Here is a 4282-nt window from a genome sequence, read left to right as displayed (position 1 = left end):
TTTCTTTAAACCGCTAATCAACGCGAAGGGCCGCTAATGCTTTTTAATTCGCGATGATTCGCGTGTATTCGCGGTGGAAGATTGAGAAAGTTATTTGACCGTCGATCCTTAGATCAAGACATGCTTGTGAATAGCAAATGAAATGACGGGTCTCAAGTGCGCGCAACGGGCAACCGGAACGCCACCATCTCTTGACTGTTGCGCACCAAGAGGAGATTGCCGACCAACACCGGGTGGTTCCAGGTCTTGCCTTTGATTGCCGGGAACCGCGCCAGCTCCGTAAACTGATCTGGCGTCGCATTCACCAGCGCCAGCTCACCGTGCTCCGACAGTACCAGCAGCAAATCCTGGTCGGGCAACAAGACCATCTGGCCGGCGCCGTAGCGCCCGCCCTTCCACTTGCGCTTGCCGTCGGTGAGATCGATGCACGAAAGCATGCTGCCGTCGACGCCGAAGGCATGTCCTTTGTGCACAACAAAGTCGCTGAAATACGGTTTCAGCCCGGTTGAGGTCCAGCGCTCCTCGACACGCCATCCCTCAGGATCGCGCACAACCGCAATGCGGCGCATACCGACTTCAACGCCTCCAGAGCCGCTGCCGATCAAGACGTCACTGCCCGCGATCACGCAGGGCTGCACGATTCCGTCGCTCTTCCACTCGTGCTTCCAGAGTAATTTGCCATCAGTCGGAGCGACGCTGATCACGCCCTCTCCATTTAGCAGCAGAATCTGCGCAACGCCATCGATTACCGCGAGATGCGGCGAGCTGTAGCCCCAGCCACCGTTCGGACCGTACCAGCGTGGCTTTCCGGTGGCGAGTTCGTAGGCTATGAGCCTGCCCGCGGCGGCCGCGACGACCAGGCTATCAATCACCAACGGCGAACCCGCAAAGCCCCAGGCCGGAAGCTTTTCGTCGGCGTCAGACGCTGCGTTGCGCGACCAGACGACGGAGCCGTCGCGAGCGTCGAGCGCATTCAAAATGCCGGTCGCGCCAAACGTGTAAACGCGGCCGTTGCTCAAAGTCGGCGTTGCGCGCGGACCGGCGCCTGCGTTCGATTCCCAGAACCGGGCTGAATCGCCATGCTTCCAAACCAACTCACCCGTGTTCAGATCAGAGCACGAAACAATCTCTTCTTCGCCACGCTGCTCTTGAGTATAAATGTGGCTGCCGTTAACCGCGAATGACGACCAGGCCGGCCCGATCGGCTTGCGCCACAACTCGACCGGCGGCGACTGAGACCAGTTCGTTTCAATGCCCACGCCGTGAATGACATTGTCACGCTCGGGGCCGCGAAAACCCGGCCACTCAGCTTTTTTCTCAGCGACTCTCTCGACCGGAGTGGGCGATGCCACAGCCGCAGGCTTAATGCTGGTCTTCGCTGAAAGCGGAGTTTCAACCGGCGCGGCTGCAGGAGCGGGCAGCGATATTGGAACGTTTTCCGGCTCTTTCTCACTGCTGGCTTGAACCAGAAGAAGCTCCTCGGGAGTCGGCGTCCATCGCCAGTGAAATTCCGAACCAATGCCTATGATGCCGGCAGTTCTTATTAATGTGAACACGCCGCAGGCAAGCAGGATGGCGCCCATAATGGTTGCGCGTCGAGGGCCGGTAGAGAGGCCGCGGCTGACCACAGCCCCGGCGACAAGGGCAAGACATAGAACCGGGACGGCGTAGACAAAGAGCAGCATCCCTTGCATTCCGCCCGCAATCGAGGGATGCACAAAGCGCTTGGTCACAGCAAGCGCAACGACCATCAACACGAGAGCACCCAGGCGCTCGATCCAGGGCGCCCGACTGAAGAACAGCCACCACACCACGACCACCAATCCAAGCCCGAGTCCGCCAAATATTGCAAACATAGCAGCGTCGGGAATGATGATGGGGACGATATATCTGAGCAGCCACAGCAACGCAACAGCGACCACGCCAGGCCACAAGCGGAGGGGCTTTTGAAAAGTCGGATCAACGCTCACCGCGCCAGCCGTGTCAGATTTTTTCATAGATCACTCTCCTCCGTTAAACATGTCTTCGTTCTCAATGTCTTTGAAGAACAAATTTACGGCAGGTATGTATTATTGTTGCCTGAAGAGTGTCATCGCATTGCTAATGTGGCAATGCCTTTGATGAGCGGACAATGCCCGGGCACAATTTCGAGTACCAACGTTTGCCTCCTACCAAAGCAACAGGTATGAAGTATCTCGCCGCTCAACCGCACGGCTGTGGATCGTGGCGTCACCTTCTTCGATACGGTCAAAATTTATGGCGCTTTCAATAACAATGTTTAAATGGCGTCCTCGCCGAAGCTCTCCAGACCGCGGTCTGTTTGAGTCCCCGCTTCAAGTGATTTTTCGATACACTATTCCAATGTAGTCGACAAAATCCGGTTCCACGCCCTGCTGGCGGATGAGCATTTGCATCTGCGCGCGATGATGGATGGAATGATAATTCAATTGCAGCGCGATGTCCTTGAGCTTACACGCCCAATGGCCGCCGTCGTAACCGACGAATTTCACTTCGGTAAAGAGTTCTTCCTCACTCTTGCTTCCAATAAACTCAATCCATGCTTGCAGGCCTTTTCGCCATTCGCTTTCAAGCTTGTCGAGCGCATAAACCGGCGCCCACCAATCCCGCGGCGGGTTATTCGGATACTCGATGATTCTTGCCATCCATTTGTTCTGCGAGTTGATGAGATGGCTGAAGAATCGTATGCACTGCTGCTGGTCGGGCAACGATGTTATTTTCGCCAGCAGCTTGGTATTCATGTGATCATTGAATCGGAACGTGTCAATGAGATATTGCTTCATTTCCATAAACCGGACTCCAAAGATGAAGATCGACGGTGATCGCTGCAACAAAAAAATTTCATATCTCGACATCAAAAAGCGATAATGATAAGGACATCAACCGCGCGCGTCGTAGGCACGCTTTAACCCTGCGATGTCGATTTTATCCATTTGCAACATGGCGTGCATGACTCTTCCCGCTTTCTGATGATCTTTGAGTTTTTGAATATGGACGCATAAGAGTTGATAGCTTCCTCGGCTTTGCCATCGAACCACAAGAATGGCGCGATCTTTTGCATGGGTGTTCTCCTTGAATTCTGTTTACGGCTAATCCGGAATCTCGGCCTCGATGAGCTTCGCGAGTAGGACAAGCGATTCTTGCCAGCCGAGATAACACGCCTCAAGAGGAATCGCCTCCGGAATGCCTTCCTGCACGACGTTCAACTCGGTCTCGCAGAACACCTTTTTCAACATGATCGTTGTCTGCATCTCGCCCGGCATGTTCGGGTCGTCGAATTTGTCCGTGTACCGAATGCGTTCGTGCGGCGTCAGATCGAGATAGGTTCCGCCGAAGGAGTGGCTCTTGCCCGTCGTGAAATTCGCGAATGACATCTTGTCGGCGCCGCCGACCTTCGCGTCCATTTGATGAACCTTGCCGGTGAATCCGTTGGACGGAAGCCATTTGGCCATTGCATCCGCATCAGGGAACGCCCAATAAATCCGTTCCGGCGTCGCACGAAGCACGCGATGGAGTCTGACGGTGTTTGTGGTGCTTGCTGAGTTGTTAGGCCGATCTTTTGGAAATCAGTCGTCTAAGGACATGGCCTTTCCACATCCACAATCCCGCAAGGACAAGCACAGGAACGAAGACAAATCGAACAGCGGGGGCGTAATTTGGAATTTCTTCAAACGGACTATAAATATAACCGAGTATCGGAATGCTAAAGACGAGGTGAATCCAGCGAAAAATCGAACGTTTCGTGTCTTGGTTCATGACGTTGTCCGGTATGATTTTGTGATGATGCGTAATGCTATTGTGAAAGCACGTATCGCACCTTTAATTATGGCCCAACTTGGATTCTACGGCTGCAAGCGCAGCTCATACAGCTTTCCGCCAAGCCAGGCAATCGGCAACGCAATCGCCGCAAGCGTCCAGGCGTACCAACCGGGTCCCAGGTTTGCCGCCACGATGGCGTCGATCGCGCCCAAAATCAGGACAATAAAGCCAAGTATAAGCGCATGCTTCATGGGGCTGCGCGGCGCGAGCTTAGCCGTCAAAAAACAGCCGATGAAACTAAGCACAGCGCGATAACCGATGACGATCAAAATCAGCCCGGTTCCAACAAAGAGATTGTCTTTGGGCAGCACCCCCGCGCCTTGTAGAACCGCATCCGTTGCGGTATGCGTAATGACAAGGAAGATGAGTCCAACAAGGACAGCACCAATACTTTTGATCGTTGTTTTGTTCATGGTTCATTCTCCGTTGTGTGCTCTCTACTTCT

General features: G+C 54.2%; 5 protein-coding genes and 2 pseudogenes. All 7 read right to left on the bottom strand.

Translation table 11 applies throughout. The features are described from left to right. Positions 1-152: 152 nt before the first annotated feature. The gene (locus FBQ85_27230) at positions 153-1997 is read right to left on the bottom strand and encodes a hypothetical protein (GenBank protein MDL1878825.1); all 1845 of its coding nucleotides are present in this window, start codon (positions 1995-1997) and stop codon (positions 153-155) included. 336 nt (positions 1998-2333) lie between these two features. Then, entirely contained in the window at positions 2334-2873 is a 540-nt protein-coding gene (locus FBQ85_27225; GenBank protein MDL1878824.1) for a hypothetical protein, read from the bottom strand. Between the two features lie 24 nt (positions 2874-2897). Further along, positions 2898-2984, bottom strand: a pseudogene (locus FBQ85_27220) (3-demethylubiquinone-9 3-methyltransferase). Positions 2985-2989: 5 nt separating this feature from the next. Continuing rightward, positions 2990-3079 (bottom strand): annotated as a pseudogene (locus tag FBQ85_27215) (VOC family protein). Positions 3080-3107: 28 nt separating this feature from the next. Continuing rightward, the gene (locus FBQ85_27210; GenBank protein MDL1878823.1) at positions 3108-3470 is read right to left on the bottom strand and encodes a polyketide cyclase; all 363 of its coding nucleotides are present in this window, start codon (positions 3468-3470) and stop codon (positions 3108-3110) included. A 94-nt stretch (positions 3471-3564) separates the two neighbouring features. After that, positions 3565-3774, bottom strand: coding sequence for a hypothetical protein (locus FBQ85_27205; GenBank protein MDL1878822.1), 210 nt, complete (start codon positions 3772-3774; stop codon positions 3565-3567). 86 nt (positions 3775-3860) lie between these two features. Further along, positions 3861-4250 carry a hypothetical protein gene (locus FBQ85_27200; protein ID MDL1878821.1) on the bottom strand — a complete coding sequence of 130 codons (390 nt, stop codon included), beginning with the start codon at positions 4248-4250 and terminating at the stop codon, positions 3861-3863. Between the last annotated feature and the right edge of the window lie 32 nt (positions 4251-4282).

The sequence above is a fragment of the Cytophagia bacterium CHB2 genome, assembly GCA_030263535.1.
Classification (GTDB): Bacteria; Zhuqueibacterota; Zhuqueibacteria; order Zhuqueibacterales; family Zhuqueibacteraceae; genus Coneutiohabitans.
The sequence above is the reverse complement of the archived record's forward strand: the minus strand, read 5'-3'. Positions and strand labels throughout refer to the sequence as shown.

Excerpts from the sequence above, each read along its gene's own strand:
- FBQ85_27230 (MDL1878825.1), bottom strand. The coding sequence starts at position 1,997 with ATGAAAAAATCTGACACGGCTGGCGCGGTGAGCGTTGATCCGACTTTT.
- FBQ85_27200 (MDL1878821.1), bottom strand. The coding sequence starts at position 4,250 with ATGAACAAAACAACGATCAAAAGTATTGGTGCTGTCCTTGTTGGACTC.
- FBQ85_27205 (MDL1878822.1), bottom strand. The coding sequence starts at position 3,774 with ATGAACCAAGACACGAAACGTTCGATTTTTCGCTGGATTCACCTCGTC.
- FBQ85_27210 (MDL1878823.1), bottom strand. The coding sequence starts at position 3,470 with ATGGCCAAATGGCTTCCGTCCAACGGATTCACCGGCAAGGTTCATCAA.
- FBQ85_27225 (MDL1878824.1), bottom strand. The coding sequence starts at position 2,873 with ATGTCGAGATATGAAATTTTTTTGTTGCAGCGATCACCGTCGATCTTC.